The organism is Oceanimonas baumannii, assembly GCF_002245495.1.
Classification (GTDB): Bacteria; Pseudomonadota; Gammaproteobacteria; order Enterobacterales; family Aeromonadaceae; genus Oceanimonas; species Oceanimonas baumannii.
The window spans coordinates 48,031-73,237 of sequence record NZ_NQJF01000003.1 but is presented as its reverse complement, the minus strand read 5'-3'; the positions used below and the strand labels follow the sequence as shown (position 1 = coordinate 73,237).

The 25,207-nt window shown below is 51.9% G+C and carries 27 protein-coding genes; 18 read left to right on the top strand and 9 right to left on the bottom strand.

The annotated features are described in order from the left end of the window. Window positions 1-5: 5 nt before the first annotated feature. From oxyR to dusA, 4 genes are all read right to left on the bottom strand, one after another. Complete coding sequence (oxyR, locus tag B6S09_RS04230) at window positions 6-899, bottom strand: DNA-binding transcriptional regulator OxyR (RefSeq protein ID WP_094277263.1); 894 nt, start codon at window positions 897-899, stop codon at window positions 6-8. A 116-nt stretch (window positions 900-1,015) separates the two neighbouring features. Continuing rightward, the gene (locus B6S09_RS04225) at window positions 1,016-1,744 is read right to left on the bottom strand and encodes a glutathione peroxidase (protein WP_094277262.1); all 729 of its coding nucleotides are present in this window, start codon (window positions 1,742-1,744) and stop codon (window positions 1,016-1,018) included. A gap of 145 nt (window positions 1,745-1,889) precedes the next feature. Further along, window positions 1,890-2,126, bottom strand: coding sequence for an HP1242/YdcH family protein (locus B6S09_RS04220; protein ID WP_094277261.1), 237 nt, complete (start codon window positions 2,124-2,126; stop codon window positions 1,890-1,892). Between the two features lie 30 nt (window positions 2,127-2,156). Continuing rightward, window positions 2,157-3,203, bottom strand: a complete 1,047-nt coding sequence (dusA, locus tag B6S09_RS04215; protein ID WP_094277260.1) for a tRNA dihydrouridine(20/20a) synthase DusA — start codon at window positions 3,201-3,203, stop codon at window positions 2,157-2,159. A gap of 81 nt (window positions 3,204-3,284) precedes the next feature. Here dusA and B6S09_RS04210 point away from each other — a divergent pair, with 81 nt between their 5' ends. The 14 genes from B6S09_RS04210 to B6S09_RS04155 all read left to right on the top strand — a co-directional run bounded on the left by B6S09_RS04210 (window position 3,285) and on the right by B6S09_RS04155 (window position 12,999). After that, complete coding sequence (locus B6S09_RS04210) at window positions 3,285-4,358, top strand: tyrosine-type recombinase/integrase (RefSeq protein ID WP_094277259.1); 1,074 nt, start codon at window positions 3,285-3,287, stop codon at window positions 4,356-4,358. Between the two features lie 275 nt (window positions 4,359-4,633). Further along, entirely contained in the window at window positions 4,634-5,035 is a 402-nt protein-coding gene (locus B6S09_RS04205; RefSeq protein ID WP_019933198.1) for an MbcA/ParS/Xre antitoxin family protein, read from the top strand. Then, window positions 5,032-5,721 (top strand): RES family NAD+ phosphorylase, encoded by a 690-nt coding sequence (locus B6S09_RS04200; protein ID WP_094277258.1) that lies wholly within the window; start codon window positions 5,032-5,034, stop codon window positions 5,719-5,721. The genes B6S09_RS04205 and B6S09_RS04200 overlap by 4 nt, the downstream gene beginning before the upstream one ends. A gap of 210 nt (window positions 5,722-5,931) precedes the next feature. Further along, window positions 5,932-6,804 carry a hypothetical protein gene (locus B6S09_RS04195; RefSeq protein ID WP_134113956.1) on the top strand — a complete coding sequence of 291 codons (873 nt, stop codon included), beginning with the start codon at window positions 5,932-5,934 and terminating at the stop codon, window positions 6,802-6,804. A gap of 109 nt (window positions 6,805-6,913) precedes the next feature. Then, window positions 6,914-7,183: a helix-turn-helix transcriptional regulator gene (locus B6S09_RS04190; protein WP_208321674.1), complete on the top strand. Its 270-nt coding sequence runs from the start codon at window positions 6,914-6,916 to the stop codon at window positions 7,181-7,183. Window positions 7,184-7,231: 48 nt separating this feature from the next. After that, on the top strand, window positions 7,232-7,447 hold the full coding sequence (locus tag B6S09_RS04185; RefSeq protein ID WP_094277256.1) for a hypothetical protein: 216 nt from the start codon (window positions 7,232-7,234) through the stop codon (window positions 7,445-7,447). Between the two features lie 63 nt (window positions 7,448-7,510). Continuing rightward, window positions 7,511-8,089, top strand: coding sequence for a GPO family capsid scaffolding protein (locus B6S09_RS04180; protein WP_094277255.1), 579 nt, complete (start codon window positions 7,511-7,513; stop codon window positions 8,087-8,089). A 116-nt stretch (window positions 8,090-8,205) separates the two neighbouring features. Beyond that, window positions 8,206-8,895: a hypothetical protein gene (locus B6S09_RS04175; protein WP_094277254.1), complete on the top strand. Its 690-nt coding sequence runs from the start codon at window positions 8,206-8,208 to the stop codon at window positions 8,893-8,895. 92 nt (window positions 8,896-8,987) lie between these two features. Then, a complete protein-coding gene (locus tag B6S09_RS18285) occupies window positions 8,988-9,524 on the top strand; it encodes a hypothetical protein (RefSeq protein WP_134113957.1) in 537 nt (178 codons plus the stop codon). Next, window positions 9,521-9,802, top strand: coding sequence for a pyocin activator PrtN family protein (locus tag B6S09_RS04170; protein WP_094277253.1), 282 nt, complete (start codon window positions 9,521-9,523; stop codon window positions 9,800-9,802). The genes B6S09_RS18285 and B6S09_RS04170 overlap by 4 nt, the downstream gene beginning before the upstream one ends. Then, window positions 9,799-10,050 carry a hypothetical protein gene (locus B6S09_RS04165; protein ID WP_094277252.1) on the top strand — a complete coding sequence of 84 codons (252 nt, stop codon included), beginning with the start codon at window positions 9,799-9,801 and terminating at the stop codon, window positions 10,048-10,050. Before B6S09_RS04170 ends, B6S09_RS04165 begins: the two co-directional genes overlap by 4 nt. Then, window positions 10,040-12,241, top strand: a complete 2,202-nt coding sequence (locus B6S09_RS04160) for a replication endonuclease (RefSeq protein ID WP_094277251.1) — start codon at window positions 10,040-10,042, stop codon at window positions 12,239-12,241. The genes B6S09_RS04165 and B6S09_RS04160 overlap by 11 nt, the downstream gene beginning before the upstream one ends. After that, a complete protein-coding gene (locus B6S09_RS18280) occupies window positions 12,238-12,462 on the top strand; it encodes a hypothetical protein (RefSeq protein WP_134113958.1) in 225 nt (74 codons plus the stop codon). The genes B6S09_RS04160 and B6S09_RS18280 overlap by 4 nt, the downstream gene beginning before the upstream one ends. 225 nt (window positions 12,463-12,687) lie before the next feature. Next, window positions 12,688-12,999 (top strand): ogr/Delta-like zinc finger family protein, encoded by a 312-nt coding sequence (locus B6S09_RS04155; protein ID WP_094277250.1) that lies wholly within the window; start codon window positions 12,688-12,690, stop codon window positions 12,997-12,999. Between the two features lie 374 nt (window positions 13,000-13,373). Here the strand turns inward: B6S09_RS04155 and B6S09_RS04150 are convergent, their stop codons facing one another. Together B6S09_RS04150 and B6S09_RS04145 are read right to left on the bottom strand one after the other, a co-directional pair. Next, window positions 13,374-14,807: a DUF8370 family protein gene (locus B6S09_RS04150; RefSeq protein WP_094277249.1), complete on the bottom strand. Its 1,434-nt coding sequence runs from the start codon at window positions 14,805-14,807 to the stop codon at window positions 13,374-13,376. Between the two features lie 212 nt (window positions 14,808-15,019). Further along, the gene (locus B6S09_RS04145) at window positions 15,020-15,925 is read right to left on the bottom strand and encodes an HNH endonuclease (protein WP_094277248.1); all 906 of its coding nucleotides are present in this window, start codon (window positions 15,923-15,925) and stop codon (window positions 15,020-15,022) included. Between the two features lie 1,032 nt (window positions 15,926-16,957). On the opposite strand from B6S09_RS04145, the gene B6S09_RS04140 reads away from it, so the two are divergent. From B6S09_RS04140 to B6S09_RS04130, 3 genes are all read left to right on the top strand, one after another. Next, entirely contained in the window at window positions 16,958-17,407 is a 450-nt protein-coding gene (locus B6S09_RS04140) for a transcriptional repressor (protein WP_094277247.1), read from the top strand. Between the two features lie 38 nt (window positions 17,408-17,445). Next, entirely contained in the window at window positions 17,446-17,652 is a 207-nt protein-coding gene (locus B6S09_RS04135) for a hypothetical protein (protein ID WP_094277246.1), read from the top strand. Between the two features lie 63 nt (window positions 17,653-17,715). Then, on the top strand, window positions 17,716-18,588 hold the full coding sequence (locus B6S09_RS04130) for a bile acid:sodium symporter family protein (protein WP_094277245.1): 873 nt from the start codon (window positions 17,716-17,718) through the stop codon (window positions 18,586-18,588). Between the two features lie 176 nt (window positions 18,589-18,764). Here the strand turns inward: B6S09_RS04130 and alr are convergent, their stop codons facing one another. After that, window positions 18,765-19,853, bottom strand: a complete 1,089-nt coding sequence (gene alr, locus B6S09_RS04125) for an alanine racemase (RefSeq protein WP_094277244.1) — start codon at window positions 19,851-19,853, stop codon at window positions 18,765-18,767. A gap of 9 nt (window positions 19,854-19,862) precedes the next feature. Then, the gene (gene dnaB, locus B6S09_RS04120) at window positions 19,863-21,257 is read right to left on the bottom strand and encodes a replicative DNA helicase (protein WP_094277243.1); all 1,395 of its coding nucleotides are present in this window, start codon (window positions 21,255-21,257) and stop codon (window positions 19,863-19,865) included. Window positions 21,258-21,398: 141 nt separating this feature from the next. Between dnaB and B6S09_RS04115 the strand changes: the two genes are divergently transcribed. Further along, a complete protein-coding gene (locus tag B6S09_RS04115; protein ID WP_094277242.1) occupies window positions 21,399-22,244 on the top strand; it encodes a Tim44 domain-containing protein in 846 nt (281 codons plus the stop codon). A gap of 523 nt (window positions 22,245-22,767) precedes the next feature. Here B6S09_RS04115 and B6S09_RS04110 read toward each other — a convergent pair. Then, entirely contained in the window at window positions 22,768-25,146 is a 2,379-nt protein-coding gene (locus B6S09_RS04110) for a penicillin-binding protein 1A (protein ID WP_094277241.1), read from the bottom strand. Window positions 25,147-25,207 lie beyond the last annotated feature (61 nt).

Genomic DNA, 25,207 nt, shown 5'->3' with positions numbered 1-25,207 from the left:
CGTTGTTACAGCAGTTCGCCAAGCAGGCGGCTGATCACCCTTGCCATTTCATTGAAACAAGGCCGGCGAACCGAGTGGGCCCGGTGCAGTAGTGCGATGCTGCGGCGGGGTTGCGGATCCGTGACCTTCAGGTAATGCACGCTGGCATTCTCTGGATGGCCGTTTACCGCCAGCTGAGGGATCAGGGTGAGCCCGGAGCCGGCTGCGACCATATTCCGTAGTGTTTCCAGACTGGTGGCTTTAAAGTGGCTGTCTTCGCCAATACCGGCGGCAAAACAAAAGCCCATGGCTTGATCCCGAAGACAGTGGCCGTCTTCCAGCATCAGTAGTTTTTCACCTTTCAGCTCGCCAAGCCCTATTTCATCACGGTCTGCCCACCGGTGGCCTGCTGGCAGTGCCAGCAGCATGGGCTCGTCATAGAGGTGCATAGAGCCGAAATTATCCATGCCATCCAGCTGAGCCAGGATCAGGCAATCGAGATCACCATCTGCCAGTTGCTTCAGCAATACCTGGGTCTGGGCTTCATAAAGAAAGATATGCAGTTCGGGAAAGTGCTGTTTAAGGGCTGGGATAATATGGGGCAGTAAATAAGGCCCTACGGTGGGAATAAGACCAATATGCAGTTCACCCGACATCGGCTCGGTAAAGGTGCGGGCAATATCGCGCAGCTCTTTGGTGGCTGCCAGCACCCGCCGGGCCTGAGCAGTAATGGCATCCCCAGCCGGCGTGAACAGTACCTTGCGGGACGTTCGTTCCATCAGCAGCACCCCTAGCTCGTCTTCCAGCTTGCGCAACTGGCCGCTGAGGGTGGGCTGACTGACAAAGCACTTTTCTGCTGCCTTGCGAAAGTGGCGCTCTTCGGCGAGCGCCACCAGATATTCAAGATCCCGTAAATTCACCTTTTCACCATGGTTATCAACTCAGTTATGAGCATGATCCCCGATTCTGGCGAGAATGAAAAGATAGGTAATATGCAGTTTGGAGAAGGAACAACCCTGTTGATACTTCGTTTGGCTTATCCCAGTAACTCGGCCAGCTCGTCGCTGCCACCGATATGGCGGCCGTCGATAAATATCTGCGGCACGGTAGAACGGCCGGACACGGCTTTCAGGCTGATACTGGTAGCGTCCTGGCCAATAATCACCTCTTCATAGCGCATTTTGCGGTCCAGCAACATTTGTTTGGCCCGGGTACAGAAAGGACAGCCGGGTTTGCTGAATACGGTAATGGCAGACGGTTTGGCCGCTTCCGGATTGATGTAAGCCAGCATGGTATCGGCATCAGATACTTCAAAAGGGTCGCCGGGCTTTTCGGGCTCAATAAACATCTTGGCAATCACGCCATCTTTTACCAGCATGGAATAGCGCCAGGAGCGTTTGCCAAAACCCAGATCCTGCTTGTCTACCAGCATCCCCATGCCATCGGTGAACTCGCCGTTACCGTCGGGGATAACATGAATATGCTCAGCTTCCTGATCTGCCAGCCAGGCGTTCATCACAAAGGTATCGTTGACACTCATGCAGATAATGTCATCCACGCCGTTTTCAAACAGCACGGGGGCCAGCTCGTTATAACGGGGCAGGTGCGTGGAGGAACAGGTGGGCGTAAACGCTCCGGGCAGAGAAAAGACCACCACGGTTTTTCCGTTGAACAGCTCGTCGGTGGTCACATTCACCCACTGATCCTGCTGGCGGGTGCGAAAGGTAACCTGAGGAATGCGCTGGCCGGTTTTGTCTGTAAGCATAATCTGAGTCCTTATGTATTCGGTGTCGATGACAGGACCCAGTATTGCCTGATTGCTTGGAAAGGGGAAATCGTTTGAATGACTTTGTTTAATAGGTTTTTTCTATTAATAAGGAGCAATGACAAGCCATTGCTCCTTATTGGGTTCAGCCTTGCCCGTTAAACCAGCCTTTATAAATTTGCTCTTTAAGCTGATGGCGGCGCAGCTTCAGGGTTTCGAAATCGGCATCGGCTATGGGCTGATTACAGGCTTCAAGACCCTCTATTTCGTGGTTGAGTTTGTGGTATTCCCTGGCCAGCCGCGCAAATGTTTCATCACTGAGCTTGAGCTCGGTAATGCGGCTGGCCTGTTCAGGAAATTCTTCAGCAAGGGTGTGTGTCATTGAGCGATCTCCTCCTGGAAAGGGGACGATCTAACTATAGACGACACTCTCCTCCGGTACTCTGGCCATGGCTGCTTCCACCACTTCCGGGCCGGCGCCCCGTTTGTGGGCATTTTCGCTTAAGTGGCGACGCCACGCCCGGGCACCGGGCATACCCTGAAAAATCCCCAGAGTATGGCGGGTAATGTTGCCGAGGTAAGTGCCCTGAGACAGCTCCCGCTCAATGTAAGGCAGCAGATTGCGGATCACCTGATGACGGCTTGGTACCTGCCAGTGCTCACCAAACAGCTCAGCGTCAACCTGAGCGAGTAAGTAGGGATTCTGATAGACTTCCCGTCCCAGCATGACACCGTCGAGCTGCTGCAAATGTGCCCTGGCTTCGTCCAGCGTCTTGATGCCACCGTTTACCGCCATGGTCAGGGCAGGATAGTCTCGTTTTAGCTGGTAGACCCGCTCATAATCCAGCGGTGGAATTTCACGGTTTTCTTTCGGGCTCAGTCCCTGCAGCCAGGCTTTACGGGCGTGCACAATCAGCGCATCCACGCCGGCCTCTGCTACCTTGTCTACCAGAGTGCAGAGAAACTCGTAGTTGTCCTGCTCGTCTATGCCGATACGGGTTTTGACGGTAACCGGAATCGACACCACAGCCTTCATTGCTGCGATGCCATCGGCCACGGTTTGAGGGTGTGCCATCAGGCAGGCACCAAACAGGCCGTTCTGCACCCGGTCTGACGGGCAACCCACATTTAAGTTGATTTCATCGTAGCCGCGTTGTTCGGCCAGCACGGCACACTGTGCCAAGGCCTGTGGATCGTTACCGCCCAGCTGCAGTACCAGCGGATGCTCTTCCTCGTTATAGGCGAGGTAATCGCCTTTGCCGTGAATAATGGCACCGGTGGTCACCATTTCGGTATAAAGCTGGGCATGGCGGCTCATCAGCCGGTGAAAATAGCGGCAATGACGGTCAGTCCAGTCGAGCATGGGGGCAACAGAAAACCTGCCAGAGCTGAAACCGCCAGCTCTAGCGGCTTCGCTCTGGTTTTTCCTTGTATTTGAATCTCTTACGATCTCAGTCATTTGGCATTGTTCTCAGATGTTTTTGAGGCTACGGTATCCCTTGCGGTATCCCCTATGAATGGGATACCTGACGGAGGAAACATGGCCAGCTTTACAGTGGAGAAGCGCAAAACAGCAGCGGGTGTCATACGTTACCGCTGTATTGTGCGCGTCAAAAAAGATAAGGCGATAGTGTATCAGGAGTCCCGTACCTTCGGGAAATTGGCCGATGCCCGCACCTGGGGAAAGGCCATGGTGTCCCATATTGAGACCCAGGGGATACCCGGGCAGGCTCCCGACATGCCAACCATTCGGGAGCTGATTGCTATGTATCAGCAAGACCCTGATATATCGAAGAAGATAGGCCGTACCAAGGGGTATGTGCTCAGCCTGCTGGCCGACAGCGATATATCAAAGCTGCAGGCTGACAAGCTGACCACCATGGCCATCATCAATCATTGCCGGGACCGTAACGCCGCCGGCGCCAAGCCGCAGACCGTTGCCCAGGACATCAGTTACCTGAAATCTGTTTATATGTCTGCAAAGCCGGTGTTTGGGATACCTGTTACCGACGAAGTGATCCGCGAGGTGATCCCCGTTCTGCATAGCATGGGCCTGATAGGCCGTTCCGAACGGCGCAGCCGGCGGCCGACCAGCGACGAACTTGATAGATTGCGCCAAGGTCTGCTTAAGCGCATGAGCCACCGGGGCAGTAAAATCCCGCTGACCGACATTCTGGATTTTTCCATACTCAGCTGTATGCGTATCAGTGAGGTTTGCGCTATCCGCTGGGACGATATTGACGAAGCAGCCAGGGCGGTGATGGTCCGCAACCGCAAGGATCCCCGTAAAAAGGCGGGCAATCATATGTGGGTGCCGCTGCTGGGGGATGCGTGGAGCATTGTGCAAAGGCAGCCGAAGGAAGGCGAGCTGGTCTTTCCCTACGAGTCACGCAGCGTGACTGCCGCCTTTCAGCGGGTGCGTAATGCCTTGGGTATTGAAGACCTGCGTTACCATGACTTGCGCCGTGAAGGTGCCAGCCGCCTGTTTGAAGCAGGGTTCGGCATTGAAGAAGTGGCCCAGGTGACGGGACACAGAAGCCTTAACCTGCTCTGGCAGGTTTATACCGAGCTGTTCCCGGGCCGGCTGCATGCCAAGATGAAGGCAGATAGTTAAAACACTGCTCAAACCCCGCCGCTTCTCAGCGGAAACATCCGCGAAAAATGAGGGTGCACCTGACCGGAAAGGTCGGCTCTTGGGTTGGGGAAATACGCTTATCTCTGCCGGGCTTGATATATCACAAAGGTAAAGTATGGGTCTGATGGCGTGACAGGTCACAGTAAAACAGTCATGTTCATATATGGACAAATTTACTAAAATAAACCTAAGTTGACCAACACCACAGCGGCCAAGCCAGAGTTTTGGGCGCTACGCATACAGGAGGGGGTACTATGTCTCAAGTATTACCGGCCCAAGGGAATCATGGAGTTGACCACAGCAAGGCGCTCCCGGTTGTGTTTCGGATCCTGGATAAATGGGACTGTGACACTAAGGAGCAGCTGGCCTTGCTGGGTATCCACTCACGTTCAACATTGACCAAGTACAAGACAGCACATGGCGGAATCCGTCTAAGTCCGGACACCCTGGAGCGGATGAGCTATATCCTGAATATTCATAAGAGCCTGCGTATTCTGTTCAGTGCCGAGGACAGTGTGTATGGCTGGGTGCGCAAGCCCAACCAACATCCCTTCTTTGCCGGCAGAAGTGCCATGGATGTGATGGCAGGAGGCAAGGTTGCTGATTTGTATGAGGTATCCAAACGGCTGAGTGCCTGGCGTGGGGGAACAGCGTGAGCGAAGAGCTTGAGCAGACCCAGCTGCAGGGGCAAGAGTGTTATCGGCTGATCCCGAGCAAGTATCCGCCAATAGACCTTTACGAAGACGTGGCCACCGCTGACGAACTGGAAGCCGTGCATGCCGTTGAGGCCATGACTAACCCACGACTGCAGGAGCAGGCTGGTGATCTGAGCCTGGTAGCGAAAGAGGATTGGCTGGTGGGGATCCCCCATGCCAGTTACGCCATGGCAGCCTTTACCCATATCAACCCGGAAGGGGCGCGTTTCACTACCGGTGATTTTGGTGGTTACTACTGCGCTCCTTCTCTGGATACAGCGATAAAAGAAACTATTTATCACCAGGAACGGTTATACGGATATACCAAAGAGCCTGCTCAGCGCATTCAAATGCGCTCACTGTTCGCCCGCTTCAATGCGGCTCTTATAGACATTACTGCCGAGCAGCATCTTTCTTCCAATCTTTACCACCCCACCGACTACAACCACAGCCAGGCATTTGCCAGCGAACAACGTAGTAATGGGGTCGATGGCTTGAAGTATCGTTCAGTCAGGCATGCTGGCCATGACTGCTTTGTACTGTTCAGGCCAAGATTGATCACTGAAATCTGCCAGGCCAAACACTTTGATTATTGCTGGAATGGAAATGCAATCACCAACGTACTGGAGATAAATATCTACAAATAGACAGAGAGGCAGCCGCTGTGCCCTTGTCTCCCCCTTACTCTGAGTTTGAAGCCGCCTAAAGAGATAAGAGACTGGCTGGCGGCCAGTATGGATTGATAGAGGTAAACGAATAATCAGGTTTTGTCGGGGATAGGGTGACGACCTGAAAAGCGGGTATCCCTGCCCGCCTTCCCCGACAATCAATATCAGGGGCGTATGGGAGCGCAACAGATGACCAAAGGCAGAGATTTACCACCCTTGCCACCAATTGAGTATTGCACAATAGAACGAGCAGCAAAGCTTTTAGATTGTGAAATCAGCGACATCATACATTGGGGAGCAATTAAAGCCATTTCACTGGCCATCAGGCTATCAGATGTACAAGCATCTGTTTACCTGGATAAAAGTGATCAATTTCTGATTGAGACTGAGAATAAAATAGTTAGCGGAGAAGAGTTAACATGGAAGGAAATGATTAATAGTCAGAACTGGTATGGCCGTTATTCTTTATTTGTAGTTGAAAGAGCAGCAGAAGAAGGTGAGCCAACCTTCCCTCCACCCTGTGATGATGGTTTTGGCGTAATTGGAAGGTGTAATGGGTTATGGGAAATGGATTCCAGCATACTTAAACAACTTGAAGGTAAAGAATCGATCACAGTAGGAGTGGTGCTGGGGTTTAATTTATTTCCTTTGGTTCATGATGGAGTGGATCGGCCGTCTGTTGTGTTTTTCCCCGATCCGGGCGCTGGCGAGCGTATAAATCTAACTATCAATGATATATGGATAACCAAGCCTGATCTCACTCGAATTTACCAATCATTAATTTCGGGTGAAGAAATGGAAAACGTACACAACAATGACAAAATGGCAAACTTATTCCTTCAACAAGAAAAGGAAAAAGTAAAAAAAGCACCAAGAGGACATATCAATCAGTTCCGTTTTATCAAGGCGTTGCTGGAGTCACACCCAAGCATTGATCGCGACTCGCTTATCAAGCCGGGCCGTTTATGTGAGGAGCTTGGAAAGATTTTCTCCAGTGCCGGGCTGACCACAATCCCACCAGATGAAAAAACACTCAAAGACTGGCTGAGCAAGGCCGGCTAACCGGAAAAGTGATTTCTCCGGCGGAATTTTCTCTTTTCCGCCTTTTCCGATTTTTTTTTAGTGATAATCCCCCTTGTACAAAGCCACACACTTCAGTGCAGGGGGACACATGGAAAACACAAGAAAAAGAAGCGTTAGCCTTCTCCAAATGAAGCAAGTGTGCGAACGCCTATCTATTTCCAGAAGTTCACTTTACAACCGCATCAAAGACGGCCTGATAACGCCACCCATTAACATAGGCACTACTGCCGTTCGATGGCCAGACAGTGAAATAGACACTCTGGTTGCAGCCATGATCACCGGAAAAACAAAGGCTGAGCTGCAGCGCCTCGTTAACGACCTGACTATCCAGCGTAATAACTCAACACCCCAGCATTAAATTTCATACTCCATCAGAGTGCATCACAAATAAACAGGAAAAAGAAGCATGACATTCCATTCCAGTGTAAACGGACGAGTAGAACGCCAGGTGGTCGAACTTAAGCAGGAGATCGCCGAGCTTAAAGGAAAGGCTGAGTTATTCAGCACTCAGCCCGACAGCTCGGGGCAAAGCCTGATGGCTGCCGTTGAACGCCTGGAACGCAAGCAACAAGCGTTGTTCTCTGAACTCGGGTTCCATGCCGGCGGTTTCCATCTGGCGTAACTCGCGGGGGGGGCAGTGAGGTAGCGTGGAGGCAGCATCAATAACCAATTCAGGAAAAACCAAATGTCAGAATCAAGTATCCGTACCGGTTGGATTTGTATTGCTACTGAAGGAAATACCGCAGATGGCCGTATTATTCCCGCCCACTGGTTAAAGCAAATGGCAGAGACTTACAGCCCCGATTTTTACACAGCGTTATTGTGGCCAGACCATAACCGAAAAGCAGATGTAATGGGCCAGGTGATTGCGCTCAAGGCCGAGCAGGTAGCCGGGAAAATGAAGTTGTTCGCGGTGCTCAAGCCAACCCGCGAGCTGCAGTACCTTAACTCCAAAGGTCAAAAGCGGTTTTGCTCAATTGAACCAGTTGAAGACTTTGCCGGCATAGGAAAAACCTACCTGATGGGGTTGGGGGTGACAGACCAACCGGCCAGCACCGGAACTACCCTAATGCAATTCAGTCAGGGGAAACGACTTATTGCCAAGTCAGAACCACTGCATTTCTCTGCACAAGATAAAAAGGTTAGTGATGCTGATATTCAGCAATTAATTACGGCAGTGCAAAAGGTTGCTCAGCAACAAAATGAGCTTGAAGAAAAGATTTATAACGCAACCTGCGAGGCACAAGGTTTTTACATAGTGTAAAGAACTGCCATGCCAAGCGATATAAAGAAAAAACTCTCCAAAATTAATAATTAAAAAAATCTGTTTTTTAATTTTCTCTATGAGTCTGCAGTTTTAATAGTGGATGTGGATAGCCCATGACTAATGAAATTAATGTTGCCTTTGAAGTATTCAGCCAGGCCAAGCAAAACCAGGACGAGATCGATCAACAGATTGTTTCCCTTGAACAGTTGAAATCAAAACTGATCCAAGAGAAAGCCGAAAAAGAGCAGCGACTTGAAGCGCAATCATCCGTTGAATCTGATGGCCTTATTTACGGCGATAGTAAGACACTGAAAAGTATTGCACAGCTGAAAGGTGCCGTGCTGGTACTGGGTGACAGAATAAAAGCCATCGATACCAAAATCGGGAAAATAAAAGGGCAGCTTTCTGATGCTTACTTAGCCACCCAGGAAGCCAGAGAGAAATTTAATTCCCTTTATATCAGTTGGCTTGAAAGCGAAGCATTGAATGCGATTAAAAGTGGCCTGAGCGAGGCTTTAAAGCCGGCGGCAGGTTTTATCAAGGTAAGAAAAAAAATTATTGGACACAACGTGTTCGACAGCATCGAGCGCAGTTTTGTCCAGTCAGGAATGGAAAAATTAATTATCGAGACCTTGTCAGAACTTTCCAGCAGCGAACACACCAGTGAAGTGGTGCTGTTGCCTGGTGCGGAAGAGGTTGTGTTCAAGCGTTATCAGCCGGCTTCGTTAAGCCATGAGGAACTTAAATTACTGAGTACCCCCGCCGGCCGCCACAAGCTGAAGGTGATAACCAGAACCCAGTAAAGCAAAAGCCGGGCAGTAGACCCGGCTTTGAACAGAGATCACCCACGCCAATGGAATCTCATTATTTAATATTCAAGCCATAGGTAATAACAGTGCTGACTATTCATTCCCAAAGCAAGAACACTGATGATTATGCAATCACAGATCCTGTGTGTAAAGCATCTGCTGAAAAAAACGCCCTGTTGCGCTTTGCTGGTGGTCTGCGTATTATCGTGATCGCTGGCTTAGACACCCAGCAAAACCGGTGGATTAGACACCCACAGGACAAAGACCAAGCAGGAAAATTTGTGCACCGCATTCAATATGGATCCGAAACCACTTCGGGTTCATCAGCATGTTTTGGTGCAAGGATTGGAGCCAAGCGGCTTGACCGCAAAGCACCATCGCGCGTTCCTGCTTGGGCGCACGTCTTGAGGCTGCCAGTCCACCCTGTTTTGAACTTCAAGCAGGGTATCGATATGCTCTATCAATTCCTCATTTGTTCCCCAGGCCACAAGCTGGCCGAGCTTTCCCGTATCCGTATTGTTTCCGCCTTCGGTCGAACCGAAGCCGAGGCCCGCGCCCATCTGGCCGGCCCTAATCTGGTGTTTCTGAGCCGTACCCCGGCCCGTAAAGGGGGTGTAGCATGAGCCAGGTATTATCTCCCACCGTCTTTATGCTGATGGCCACTTACGGTGGTGTGACCACCGTTCGCCTGGACGACGTGGCCGATCACTATTTCGGTATGGCCCCTCAAACCGCTAAGGCCAAAGCCACTGCCGGCCAGCTCCCGGTGCCGGCTTTCCGCGCTTCTCAAAAATCCCCTTATCTCATACATCTGGTTGATCTGGCCGCTTATATCGACACGCAGCGCCAAGCAGCCGCCGAGCGAATCCAGCATCTTAGTGTGGGAGGCAAAAGAGCATGAGTACTCCCAGCAAACAGCGGATTGCAGAAAACGAAGAAAGCGTTCATAGCATGGCCCTTGGCGTTACTGCCTTAGGTGATCTTCTTTCCAGCCTCGATCCTTCTGCTGGTATGTCTGACAAAACCATAAGAAGTCTGGGCTATCTGATTCAAGAAGTAGGCAAAAGCATGACCCAGAAGCTGGATGAAAATAACCGGCTTGACCTTGAAGAAAGCATGAAAAAACTGAGGGGGTCCCATGAGCATTAAATTACCCCCTTCTATAGTCAGAGCCCCTGTTCCTGTTGCCATTCCTGCCTATGTGGCCGGAGAAAAGGTCATTCAGTCTCTGTTCACCGGGCCTACGGGCCCGGAAGATCTGGCATTTATTGAAGACTCGTTAAAAGGTCTGGAGCTAAAAGCCGCCGGTAAGCTGTTCAGCGAATATCAGCGCCGCCGTAAGCAATACAAGGCAAAGTCGGCAAACATCTGGCTACGCATGGCGGCCGGCGTTGCCCGGGAGCAACAGGAGCGTTTTCCGGTTTCGCTGAAACGCATCAACGAGGAAAAGCGGCGTGAAGAAGTAGCCCGGGAGTGGGCCGGTCAGGTCGCCGCCATTATTGATAACTTAACCAACGGGTTTACTACTACGCAGCCGGCGGCAGAGCTTCTGGCGGCCGCCATGGCACCGGCCCGGCAGTGGGGATTTTCACCGGTACTGCCCGACCTGAGCAAAGAGGTTACAGATAAGCACCTTGATCATGCTGCCAGTGCGTTAGCCAGGCTGCAGGATGACAGCTGGTGGCTGCGGCAAATTCGCCGCGCTTATCAGCGGCATCAGGAGCTGATTGCCATCATGTCCGGTGATGTGCGGCGGGGAGTGAGCCCTTATGTATCACACCGGGCCTTTATGGAGTACCGGGCCAATAAGACCGCACAGGCTCGCTGGCTGGCCGATATGCTGGTGGTGAATGAGGAAGAGGAGCTGGAGTTGTCTCTGGCCGAGGCTCATGCCGCCAGTGTTTCTAATCCGGAGGTTCGCCGGGTGGAGCTGATGGTAAGAATGCGGGGCTTTGAGGATCTGGCCTGGGAGCAGGGCCACGCTGCCGAGTTCTACACCTGGACCACGCCCAGCCGGTTTCATGCCTGGAATACGGTTAAGGCTGATCGTGGCCGCTCGGTTCGTAACAAGCGATACCGTGGCACCAGTCCTAAAGATGCGCAGGCTTATCTGTGCAAGCAGTGGGCCAAAGCCCGTGCTGCTATGGCCCGGGCTGGCATCACTGTTTATGGCTTTCGTGTGGTGGAGCCGCACCACGACGGCACACCACACTGGCACATGTTGTTGTTTGTTGCGCCGGACCAGCGTGATGAACTGCGGGATATTCTGGGTCACTACGCCTGCGAACATGACCAGGGCGAGATAAAGAACAACCGCTCAGCCCGTTTTGACGTGCTGGCCATTGATCCAGAGTACGGCAGCGCCACGGGCTATATTGCCAAGTACATTGCCAAAAACATTGATGGCCACAGGGTAGGGGATGACTACGAGGCTGAAGCTCAGGCCAGCGATACCGCCATTAATGTGGCCGCCTGGGCCAGCCTGTGGGGCATACGTCAGTTTCAGCAGATAGGCGGCCCGGCCGTGACGGTATGGCGGGAACTGCGGAGGCTGCGGGAAGCTGTTCAGGATCCTTTGATTGAGCTGGCAAGGCGTGCCGCTGACGCCGGCAACTGGGCCGAGTATATCGGCTCTATGGGTGGGGTATCACTGCCCAGAGAAGATCGGCCAGTAAAGTTGGCCCATCTGGTTATCCCCTGTGCCAGTAAATACGGCGAAGATCTGCGCCGCTTAGTGGGTGTTACATCAGCCGGAGGCTGTTCAATGCGCACCCGCCTTGATGGTTGGACCGTGATCAGAAAGTCAAAGGTGCTGGGTTGTGGCGAGCGCAGCGAGTTGCCCTTAAGCGGCGGCAGCCGCGCCCCTTGGAGCTCTGACAATAACTGTACGGGACAGATAGAACTCCCGCCCCTGGCAGCTGAGCTGGCCCGCGCCGGGCTCGATAGCGTGGACCGGGCGCGAATGGAAAGCGGTGCTGTGGTGGTAGTGGACGGGCTTTATCACTGGATCCGTGACGGCCGGTTTTATCAGTCCCGGCACCGGCCCCAGTTTGGCCGGTCGCCGGCACCGAATGGCAATAACGCATGGGCAGAAAGCCGGGAAATGGACAGGTGCCAGCAACACTGGCTGAAGCGTCAGGCCATGGCCGTGTTGATTGGTCAGCTGCAGCTTGATGACTACATCAAAGGTGCCTTTGATACCTTCCAGGCGGTTCACATACTGAAGACTGTACTGGATAAGGAGCGCAGAGAAGCGCCGGCATCATTCCAGCAGAATAACCACCTGCTCCGGCTGTCCGGGTTTGTGTCCTCCTGCCAAAGCCAGGGAGATGCCCTGTGACCGTTCGCAAACTCCCCACTGGCGGCGCTGCAGTGATGGCTGTAGGGGCACCATGGGGCAGCCACGACGTAAACAAAGGAGTCACGAAAACCGCGCTCCTCCGCGCCCGCCTGCGCACTTTACGTCATAAAAAATCTGAAATTCTGCGGGTGTGCAATACAAGCCGCCAGACCGCGCCATGGTTGGGGTTGTGGCAGGGAAAGCAGAATTTCAACGAATGATCTTTTTTGAAGGGAAATGAAATTACGGAGGGGTAGCGCTGGATCCGGCAAGGATCGCAAAGCCGCGCCGGCTCTGCCTCTCCGGCCGTTTACGTGGCTTTATTTCGATGTGCAATGTTTTATCTGACCAACAATAAACATTGCAGAAAGCGAGGCGGGGCAAGGGGGTAGCCTGTTTTCACGCCGAACGGAAAGGTTTCACTTTTGAAATTTGTGGGAGGAAGAATGCGCTTCACCTGCCGTGCCTGCGGGGCAAAGGCCATAGTCACGAAAAATAACCGGATTACGGCCGATTACGCCGAGCTTTACATCAGCTGCAGCCAGGTTTTGTGCGGGCACCGTTGGGTTGAGTCGGTGGGATATTCCCACGAACTGGCACCCTCACAACTACCTATCCGGGACAGTGAAGTGTTCAAGATGATCAGCCGGCTGCCGCCGGCTGAACGGGAAGAGCTGCTGGAAAGACTGAAGAAAGAGTTACCGCCTGTAATGGAGTCTGAGCCGGACGGCCCCAAGGTTGTCAGGCGGTCAAGATGATATGTTACATGCTCAGGCTGCAGTGCTGCAAAGCGTAAGCCTGGAAACTTAAATCACTGAATGATACCAACACCGATGCCTTCACCCGAGTATAAATCAGATGAATAAGACTATCCGGAATGGCTGACGTTAATCTGTTTTGGCTTTACCATGAATTATATTTAAGCCACATCCAGCAGTAACCAGCCACCGCAGTGGTTATAATCACCAATCAGCTATAAATGACGTGGCCCTTGATCCTGTACTCCTTAAACACCACATTAAAGTGTGAACGCCACCACCTAACCTAAATCATTACGCCGCAAACACGGAATCCAACCTTGAACTGAAAATGCAAAGCATTGCAAATCACTCTTAAATCCTTTTTTAGATGATTAGTTTACCAACTTCCTCCAGAATTCACGTAATATAGGGAATTCTTGTGAGCCTTGACTTTCTATATATTCGTGTAACAAGTTTTCAAGATCATTATCGTCCAACGCTATAATAAAACCACGCTGGTCTTGTGCAGTGTCTACACAGCGTTTATATAGCAACTCTTTATTTTCGATCGAACGGCATATAAGGATTCCTACTTTTCCCCGACTTGGCGAAAAGCGCCCTGACAGCTGGTCAACCTCAGGATTAGCAACTTCTTTTCCATAGTTTTTGCACTCTACAAATATCTGAGGTGCAGGATAATGCATTGCCAGCCAATAGAAAAAACCACCTTTTGCCTCGTTGGTGTAAGTAATGTCTATTCTCTTACGACCTTCATGTATCTTGTGTTGTTTTTTGGGATTACATAACGAAGGATATAAAACCACTGATAAGATTTTCTCAATAATATCCTCATACTCTTCTGCTGCTTCCCTACCAACTGGTAATACCTTGAGTTGGGCAAGTAAGTCATCGATATCGGGCTTATCTATATGCTCCAGTTCTGAAAACTGCTCATGAGAAAGTGGACTAGACGGACTATCCGCTTTAGCTTCACGGTATTCATCTAAGACATGCGGTTTCAAAATGGTCTGTTCGACTACAGCAAGCTTATCCTTTCCATATTTCTCCATTAATGATTTTTTAGTAACCCTTTGAGAACCATTTTTTAGAGTTTCTACAAGTGACGTTTGTTTTTTAAGGTGCTCTGATTGCATCTGCGGAAGCAGGTAATATCTGTAATACTCATCATACTGAAAGCTCAAGCGACTGCGGACTAGAACCTTAGGAACCAAGATTACTTTACCGTAATCTGTAACAGGCAAATGAACGAAGTCATTTTCCCAAATTTCCTTCAGTGGGTTCCATAAAGGACCTGAAGCCACGCCGGGTGTCAAAGGAATACCATAGTAGCGGCACATATCTTGAGTGTATTTAATCAACGAATGACGAAGAATATTACAAACGGCATCAGAAATCATATCAGTCCCAATGCCATTAATAAGCAAGGCAGTATCCTCTAAATCTTGGAGCAAACCAGATGTTGCCGCCTTACTTTTTGTTAATGCATCCCATACAGAGTCTGCTGACTCGTCACCAAACCCATGACCACGAGACTTCCCTACAGAATAACCAAGGTGGAACTCATTACCCTCATTTAGTGAAGATAATAGCTCTTTGGCTCTTTGGTTCTCTCCTTTCCTTATTAGTTTTAGAACCGTCTCAAAAAAGGATTGAAGAAAGGAAGATAGCTCATTCCCCCAAGAGGAATCTAGTGATTTTATTGCGCCCGGATCCAAGAAAACTGCTAAATCCGTATCAAGAGGAACATCAACAAAATCTAAGTATGCTTGTGTTCGATTAATATTAAAGTATTCTGAAACCCTCATGTGGTCTCCTAAAAATAATGGGGGGTTACTTCAATGTTGAGACGGAAATTATATTGATAAAGATGTTGTTTTAACTATTTTACCTTGCCGTTTGCTACTTCACATAACGCTCTGTTAAGGCATGGAGCACGCAATTACCAAACTACCGCATAACACCTCAGCACCAAAGTCACCGTATACTAAAATGACACGCGTGCTGAAGCCTTAAATAGTTAGTTATACGGTTTTTTTTGCAGCCTTTCTTTTAGCTCTTCTGGTTTCATGGCTGGCTTGGTGCGATGAAGCATACGATGGCAATTAGAACAAACCATACAAACGTCATCTAGTGTACTGCTGTAATTGTTATCCTTCTCATGCAGTGGATTCTTATGGTGGCACTCGATAAAACCAGAGCCTAACTCTTTCCCATACACCGACTCGAAGTCGAAATCACAAATTTGACATATGAAGCCAAACTTAGCTTTTGCATCTTTTACTAGCTTTGCATTGCGCTTGAAGTATGAAGCTTCACGAACCTGCCTTTCACCCTCAGCGTATTCTTGCTCTGGTGTATTTTCTCTAAGTTCATAACGTCCCACATTACCAGTCGAATAAGTATCTTGTAAGAGATGACAAACGTAGCCATCTGAACCACCGAAATGATCGAGTCTTTCACTTTTTACACGGTATACATTTCCTGATGGTCGAAAATTAGGCATGTACTGGACATCTTTCTTAAACTGAGTCCAAGTCAGGTCAATGTGCTGCGTTTTGAAAAAGAATACATAAGGGAAGTGACTACTTCCCCACAAGAAATTTGATAGTTCTAGTAACTGCTCTTTCCAGAAACCTTTCACATGGCAAAGAGCTGGCATATCACCGTCCCCTCCAGTGGTTTTTATTAAGAGCATTACATCATCAACTTTCAGTTGGCGAATAACACTTTTTGCTCCATCAGGAACGCCCCAAACGTTACACCATCCATCAGGAAATTCAGCTAAAAGCTTATTTTCAACTTCCGTTTGAAGATGGATTGGACAATGTTCGACTATATCGGAAACTGCAACATTGCCAAAGACGGTTTTTGGAAAGTCTGCATTAGCCCCTTTTAAGCCAACATCATGGAAAAATAACTGCATAATACTTCCTCTGAATTAATACGTATCACATTTCTAATACTGCGCCTGCGCATATTGGCACATGGCCGTGTACAGCATCTACTTGGTGTCACACGTCAACTCATTGATAATTAATGGCTTCATCCAATTTGTTAGTTGTAAAAGTGCATCAGGCTGCGACGATTTGAGCTGCGAAACGAAAATATGTTGGATATGAAACCAGTATTTTAAGAGGCTTTTCATACAACCAAGATCAGAATAATTTTCCTACAGTAAACATGCTACCGCCCGGGTCTTGTGGGCGACCTTGCCTCTCCTCGTCCCTGTAAAGTTGCTATCTTTCAGTAGATTGGCATCGTATGAAACTTTTGCATTATGGCGATACAAGCCGCCGAATGGAAGAAGAGTCCGGTGCGCAGCATAGAGCTCCGGCCGCTGCTGAGCCAGGCTGGAGTCAATGTGCAGGGATCACTGAGGGCTCCTTCAGCTCGACGTGATATTGCCGGCTATCAAACCCTGGATTCAATATGAGGTCCAGGGCTCCGCCCTGGCGGGTATGGGCGGAGTCCATGAAGACCCCGCGAAACTGCCGGCTAGGATAAGTCCGCAACGCGATCACTGATGCATCAGGCGATACAAGGCGTTATCGTGCCCTGCCAAACCGAGTTTTTGCCAACAGGCGTCAAGTCGCTTGAGCTTGATGCAGGCAGATCAAAAAGTACGCTTAGCTTGCTGCAGGGAGTCTGGGAACGGGTGGGATGCTGGGTATCAGCAGGGGACAGAAAGTACGTTAAATCAGATCCTTGGTGATCCGTAAGTATCCCAATAAATTAACCAGCTCAATAAAAACAAAGGCTTATTTAAAAGTCTGCCCCATCGAGCATGGGGGCAACAGAAAAGCGGGCGCTGGGATATTGGGACATGGTGATGATGGCTTTTTGAACAACAGGGCGCGCATTATACCCAAGGCCGCTCACAGACCCAAGCCTGAAGGCGAGAAGGGACGGAGGCTGTGGTAAGATGCGTCGAGAAGCCTTTTGATGAGCCTGATTTATGTCTGTTCAACAACAACTTGAGCGTGCAGAACGGCTGTGCGAACAGCGCAGCGTACGTTTTACTCCCACCCGGCGTCATGTGTTTACGCTAATTGCCGGGCACAAGGGCGCAGTCAGTGCCTACGAGCTGCTGGATCAGCTGAAGGAACTGGAGCCCAATGCCAAGCCACCAACCGTATACCGGGCGCTGGATTTTTTACTGGCCCAGGGTTTTGTACATAAGGTGGAATCGCTGAACGCCTTTTTGTTCTGTGAGCATTTTGCCGAGCACCATCCCATGCAGCTGCTCATCTGTACTCAGTGCGGGGATGTGATTGAGCTGCATGATGAAGCCATTAATCGGGCGTTTGAGCATCAGGCCGAGCTGCATGGTTTTGCCATTACCAGCCAGTCTATTGAAGCCCATGGCCAATGCCGCCGTTGCCGCAGCGAAAATACCGGCAACTGATATGCTTGTATTAATGCCACCACAACAAGGACGCTCTCATGGGTGCATTAATCAAACTGATACTGTTACTGCTGGTTGCCGTCTTTCTGGCCAGCGAGGTTAATCTCAGCACCTCGCTGTATCGTTATGAAGACAATGAAATTGAACTGACCTTCCCCGTCTGGCAAACCGATAATCCCTGGTATTACCTTAAATGGAACCCTTCTGCCGGCGAGTTTGAACAACGGGTTATGTCCGAACAGTGACCTGGATCAGTGCCGTGTGGCACTACCGTGATAGCATGCCGTTTTTCCGGTACGGAGTGCGGCATGACCGACCCTCTTATCAACCTGTTACTGCCTGTTATGCTGGCACTGATGACCCTGATCATGGGCATGACACTGGAGCTTCGTCATTTCAGCCGTTTGTTATGCCGGCCGCGTTCGCTGCTGACCGGTCTGGCGCTGCAATGGTTGTTACTGCCGGTACTTGCCTGGGGCCTGATCTGGTTGCTGACACTGCCGCCACTGGTGGCCTCTGCGCTGGTGTTGATCGCGGCGGCACCTGGCGGTGCGACCTCCAATATGTTCAGTTTTATGGCTGACGGTGATACGGCGCTGTCGGTCAGCCTGACTGCCCTGGTGGGGCTGCTGGCACCCTTGTGGATGCCGCTGGCAGTGATGCTGCAACTGGGGTGGCTGGGCCGTCAGGATACTGGGCTGACTCTGCCGCTGGGCCCGGCCATGGCACAACTGGCACTGATCTGCATTGTGCCGGTCGCGATAGGGATGACGGCGCGCCGTTACTGGGGTGATCTGGTGGTGCGGTTTCAGCCATGGCTGAAAAAAACCGTGAGTCTGATGTTTATGCTGTTACTTATCGTCCTCGTGGCCCGTCATCGCGAACAGTTACCTTCCCTGCTGAGCCTGGCTGCACTGGTAATGGTTTTGTTCTGTGCTCTGGCACTGGTAACAGGGTTCTGGCTGGCGCAGCTGAGCGGCTGTACGCAGGCTGCCTGTCGCAGTCTGGCATTTGAAACCGGCATTCAGAACGCCGCTGTTGCCATTGTGGTGGCATATACTCAGCTTGATTCCGAGGCGCTGGCGCTGATGGTGCTGCTCTATGGCATTGTGATGAATATTCCCGCTTTGTTGCTGCTGGCATGGTTCCGGCAGCGGACGGTGCAGTGGCGCGAGGTGTAAGGCGAAGCATCAATGCTCCGGCAGGCTTCAGACTCATCCATAGGTCACTGGATAAATGCCTTTTCTGGCATTTAATGCTCAATCCCTGTCACTGCTTTGCTAATTCGGCCTGTCGTCTGTTAAATAAAAAAGCCCTGTTGAATACAGCAGGGCTTTCAGGAACATGAAGACGCTAATTAATCGACGTATTCCAGGCGGGGACGCGCCGTCATACGGGTAACCAGCTCATAGGCAATGGTGCCCACGTGGCGGGCAACTTCCTCTGCCGCCAGGCCATCACCCCAGAGCAGCACCTCGTCACCAACCTTATCGGTGGCATCCGGCCCCAAATCTACCGTGGCCATGTCCATTGATACCCGGCCGGCCAGCGGTACTCTGCGGCCATTGATCAGTACAGGTGTGCCTGCCGGTGCCATGCGCGGATAGCCGTCACCGTAACCCACGGCAATAACGCCGATACGGGTATCTCTGGGGCTTACCCAGCTGCCGGCATAGCCCACCGGTTCTCCGGCTTTATGTTCGCGGACCGCGAGCAGGGTGGTGGTGAAATTCATGGCCGGACGCAGACCAAAGTCGGTGCCTTGCTGGTCGCCGAAGGGAGTAATGCCATACAGCATCACACCAGGGCGGATAAAGTCGGCATGGGCATCGGGAAATGCCAGTACGCCGGCGGAGTTGCACAGGGCAGTGTGTTTTACCCGGCCCTGGGTCGCCGCCTTGAAACTGGCAATCTGCTCATCGGTTACGGCCCGGTTGTCGGGTTCGTCGGCACGAGCAAAGTGGGTCATGGCATTGACCGGCTGCACCACGGCAGGCAGTTCAGCCAGCCGGGAAAATACCGTTTCGGCCTCTTCCGGAGCAAAGCCGACCCTGTGCATGCCTGAATCGATTTTTACCCACACGGTTATCGGGGCCGACAGGGGAGTGCGTTCCAGTGCGGCCAATTGATCATGGCTGTGAACACAGACATGAAAGTCATGCCGTGCGGCATACTCCAGTTGAGGAATATTAAAAAAACCTTCCAGCAACAATATGGGCAACTGAATACCGCCGGCGCGCAGCCGCTGGGCCTCTTCAAACCGGGCCACGGCAAACATGTCGGCATCCTGCTCCAGTGCTGCCGCCACAGTTAAGTCACCATGACCGTAAGCATTGGCTTTGACCACGGCGACTGCCTTGGCGTTGGGTGCCTGCTGCCTGGCAACATTCAGGTTATGCCGTATTGCCTCCAGACTGATGCGGGCCACCGCTCCCCGTGCATCCATCTTCGCTCCTTAATAATCATCATCGAAATCCGGTCCGGCGTAGTTATCGAAGCGGGAAAATTGCCCCTGAAACGTCAGCCGTACCTTGCCTATAGGTCCGTTACGTTGCTTGCCGATAATGATTTCAGCGATACCTTTATCAGGACTGTCTTCGTGATAGACCTCGTCCCGGTAGATAAACATGATGAGGTCGGCATCCTGCTCAATGGAGCCGGATTCCCGCAGATCCGAGTTTACCGGCCGTTTATCGGCCCGCTGTTCCAGGCTCCGGTTCAGCTGAGACAGTGCCACTACCGGCACTTCCAGCTCCTTGGCCAGGGCTTTCAGTGAGCGGGAGATTTCGGCAATCTCCAGGGTCCGGTTATCGGACAGGCTGGGCACCGTCATCAATTGCAGATAGTCAATCATGATCATGCTGACACCACCGTGCTCGCGGGCCACACGCCGGGCACGGGAGCGGACTTCGGTGGGCGTCAGGCCGGAGGAATCGTCTATATAAAGCTGACCTTTCTCCAGCAACATGCCCATGGTGGAAGACAATCTGCCCCAGTCTTCATCATCCAGTTGCCCGGTCCGAATGCGGGTTTGATCGATTCGTCCCAAGGAGGCAAGCATCCGCATAATAATCTGCTCAGATGGCATTTCCAAGGAGAATATGAGCACAGGTTTGTCATTTGTTAGTGCAGCATGCTCACAAAGATTCATTGCAAAAGTGGTTTTACCCATAGAAGGTCGGGCTGCCACTATAATCAGATCGGAAGACTGCAGTCCGGCAGTTTTTTTATCCAGATCATTGTATCCGGTAGAGACTCCGGTAATGCCCTGATGAGGATTTTTAAATAAATCTTCTATGCGATCGATCGTCTTTTCCAGCAGGTTCCGTAGCGGCTGGGGGCCTTCATTGGCATTAGTACGGCTTTCGGCAATCTTGAATACCCGGCTTTCTGCCAGATCCAGCAGGTCGGATGAGCTGCGCCCCTGAGGATCAAAGCCGGCTTCGGCAATCTCGTTGGCCACCGCAATCATTTCACGCACTACTGCACGCTCCCGTACAATATCGGCATAGGCACCGATATTGGCAGCACTGGGGGTGTTTTTGGCCACTTCCACCAGATAAGAGAAACCACCCACGGTTTCCAGGGCTTCATGGCGCTCCAGTTCTTCTTGCACGGTGATCAGGTCGATAGGATTGCCGCTCTGGCTCAGCCGCTGCATGGCCTGGAACACCAGCCGGTGAGGCCGGCTGTAAAAGTCGGTATCCGAGACTTTCTCCGCCACTCTGTCCCAGGCGTTATTGTCCAGCAGCAGGCCGCCCAACACGGACTGTTCCGCTTCAAAGGAGTGGGGTGGCATTTTCAGCTGGGCTACGGCCTGATCGGACCTGGCGGTGGTCTTGTCTGTCATCGGAATTCTCACTGGTTGACCAAAACATCATTATCGGAATTTTTGTCTGTAACTAAAAGGTTCAAAGTTGTCTGACTGAGAAGTTGACATAACATGTCACTGCATTAGGATGTTGCCAGACCGTTAACCAAGGAAATTATCATGCGCAAATTGCTTGCCCTGTTTACTCTGCTTTTTGCGGTGGGCCTGACCACCACCGCTTTTGATGCTGAAGCCCGCAAAATGAGCGGCGGCAGCCGTTCTGTCGGCAAGTCGTTCAAAACGGCACCGGCGCAGCCGACTCAGCAGAACATCAATCGTAACAGCACCACTCAGACTCAGCCCCAGTCCAAAAAGTCCGGCCTGATGGGCGGTCTGCTCGGTGGCCTGCTGGCCGGCGGCCTGTTCGCCGCCTTGCTTGGCTCCGGAGCCTTTGAAGGCTTTCAGTTCATGGACTTTCTGCTGATCGCCGGTCTGGCCTTTGGTGCTGTTATGCTGTTCCGCGCGCTGCGCCGAGGTAGAGCGCAGCAACAGCAGCCAGCCTATAACGGCCCTCAGCGCTTTGAAGCACCGCAACAGGCACCGGTTGCCGGTGCCACCGGCGGCTTTGGCCAGAGTGATGTGCCTTTTGATCTGCCTCCCGGCTTTGATATGCAGGCATTTTTGCAGGGTTCCCGTGAGCATTACCGTACGCTGCAGGAAGCCTGGAACCAGAACAACCTGGATAAAATGCGTGAATACATGTCTCCTGAGCTGTTTGCTGAGCTGAGCCGTGAACGTGCCACCCTGAGCGGTGACCAGCATACCGAGGTGATGTTTGTTGATGCTGAGCTGGTGCGTGCCGATCACACATCTTATCAGGCTCAGGTCAGCCTGAAGTTCAGCGGTCGCTATCGCGACAGCGCAGAGAATGTTGAGCAGGACATCAATGAAATCTGGCACCTGGAGCGGGATCTGACCCAGCCCAACTCCCCCTGGCTGATCGTAGGCCTGGAAGACCTGGCCTGATTGATGTTTATCACAAGAGAATAAACAGGGCTGCGATGGGCTAATGCCAATCAGTTAAGGAGCCACTTACTGATCTTGCATCTCTGACAAAATCCGATGATCACTGGTCATCGGATTTTTTTATGTCGCCTTCAGTGGCATTTGTCCGACTTCCCTCAACTGTACCGCTGCATTCCATCGCTTTTCTGATGTGATCGACCCCGACACCATTCAGGTCTGTCATTGCTGTCAATGGGGCATGCGCTACCGGCGATGTGCTTCAATCAGTTTAACTGCAGGGAGGCGTCATCCTGCATCATCTTCAAACTGACCCATCTCCTCAGCGTGGTACCAGGTAGCATGCCGAGGGCTACTTAGCTCCAGAAAAACAGGCAAAGCAGTTCCATCTGGAGGAGGTGAGGGCGAAGGGGGCTGAAGGTGCAGAAGAGCATCTTTCAGCCAGAAAGAAAAATGCCACTCACCTTAAGGGAGTGGCATTACTATCATGGACAGCCTTTTTTATGTCCGGATGGACCATGCCTGTTTAGAACAGTTCATCGGTAACGCTGGTTCCGCCGAACTGTTGGTGGCTGCCCGGTCGGCTGTACCGCTGAGGTTCGGTGCCTTTAACAAAATACTCGGTACTCCCCTTGTTGCTCAGCAGGCCGGTACTGGTATCGATGGTGGCCGATACCATGCCGGCGGGTACAGTGCGCTTTTGTTCCGGAAAATGTGACAGTGCCACCTTCATGTAATCGGTCCAGATGGGCAGTGCTGTTTTGCCGCCGAATTCACCACCGGCCATCTGATCACGGCCCAGGTTGGGGTGATAAGCGGTGCGGCCCAGAGGCCGGCCAAAGTCATCAAAGCCAACCCAGGCAGTGGCCACCCGGTTCGGGTTGAAGCCCGAGAACCAGGCATCCCGGGAGTCATTCGTCGTGCCGGTTTTACCGCCAATGTCTCGGCGGCCCAGGGCTCGTCCGGCACGCCAGCCGGTGCCATTCCAGCGACGGCCGGCAGTCGTGCCGCCCTGGATTGCAGAGCCCAGGGCGGAACTGATCAGAAAGGCATTTTCTTCACTGATAATGCGCTGTTGCTCGGGGGCGGCCTGATACAACACCAGCCCGTTGGCATCTTCAATGCGTTCAACCACAAAAGGTGACACCCTGTTGCCGCCATTGGCAAAGGCCGCATAACCGGCCGCCATCTGCAGCGGCGTGGCCGACGGAGAACCGAGCGCCAGGCTTTCGGTGGCAGGAATCTGGTCGGTATCAAAGCCAAAATCATTCAGCCTCTGCATGGCGTTGGCAATGCCACTGTCGCGCAGCAACCGGATGGACACCACGTTCTTGGAGCGAGCTAGACCCTCACGAACCCGGATAGGGCCATCATATACATTGGGTGAATTACGCGGCTTCCAGGAACTGCCGCTGCCTGCATCCCAGTGGTTAATGGGGGCGTCGTTCACCAGGCTGGCCAGGGTAAAGCCCTGGTCCAGGGCGGTGGAATAAATAAAGGGTTTAATATTGGAACCCATCTGGCGTTCGGCCTGGTCTACCCGGTTAAATTTGTTCAGGGTAAAGTTAAAGCCACCGGTCAGGGCGGTAACCGCACCGGTTTGGGGCTCCAGTGCGACCAGTGCGCCGTTGATATCGGGTAACTGGCCCAGCATCCAGCTGTCTTCCTGAGGACGAACCCAGATTTGCTCGCCGGCGTTAAGGATCTCACTGGCGCGCTTGGGCGCTCTGCCCTGGCGATTATCGGCAATATAAGCGCGCGCCCACTTCAGGCCATCCCAGCTTAGTTCGGTTTCACCCTTGTCTTTGATAAAAACGGTAGCGTTGCGCTCATTTACCTTCAGTACTACTGCTGGCTCAAGTGGCCAGTAGCGTGGCTGTTCATCCAGGTGCTGTTCAATCTGCTCACTACCCCAGGCGTTTTCACCCTGCCACAGGGTGGCGACCGGGCCGCGGTAGCCATGGCGTAAGTCATAGCTCAGCAAGCCATTAATCAGCGCTTCATTGGCAGCCTGCTGCTCGTCAGCGTGCACGGTGGTATAAATATTCAGTCCCCGGATATAGGCTTCTTCACCGAACATGTTCAGTGCAAACTGATGGGCCATTTCTGCCAAATAGGGAGCACTCAGGGTAATTTCGGCACCGTGATAGCGGGCTTTCACCGGTGCAGCCATAGCGTCATCATATTGAGCCCGAGTGATTTTTCCGGTTTCCAGCATACGTCCCAGCACCACGGCCCGCCGTTCTTCTGCCCGGCGCGGATGGCTGATGGGGTTGAGGATAGAGGGAGCCTTGGGTAAGCCGGCAATCATGGCCATCTCAGCCAGAGTCAGCTCCGGCAGGTCTTTGCCGTAATACACCTGAGCGGCAGCGCCCACACCGTGAGAGCGATGGCCCAGCGGGATCTTGTTCAGGTACAGCTCAAGAATTTCGTCCTTGCTCAGTTGCTTTTCGATATGCAGGGCCAGAAAAATCTCTTTCACTTTGCGCACGATGGTTTTTTCCCGGCTCAGGAAAAAGTTGCGGGCCACCTGCTGTGTGATGGTACTGGCCCCCTGGCGCTTTTCACCGGTGGTGAACCAGACCATGGCAGCTCTGACGATGCCGACAGGGTCAATACCGGGATGCTCATAGAAACGGGCATCCTCGGTAGCCAGAAAAGCATCGATCAACTGCTGAGGCATATTATGGATGGCCACAGGAGTACGGCGTTGCTCACCATACTGTGAAATCAGTTCATTATCCTGGCTGTAAATACGCATGGGCGTTTCCAGACGAACTTCTTTCAGCGCAGAAACGTCGGGCAAATCGGCACTGATTTGCTGATATAACACAAAGAGTGCAACCATGCCGGACAGGCCAAGCAAAAAGGCCAGGCTGAGCAGGCGGATGAGCCATTTAAACATGTAAGTAAACCCGGTAAATCATTTTTTAACCAATGGCCGCGAAGTATATCCTGTGAGCGGC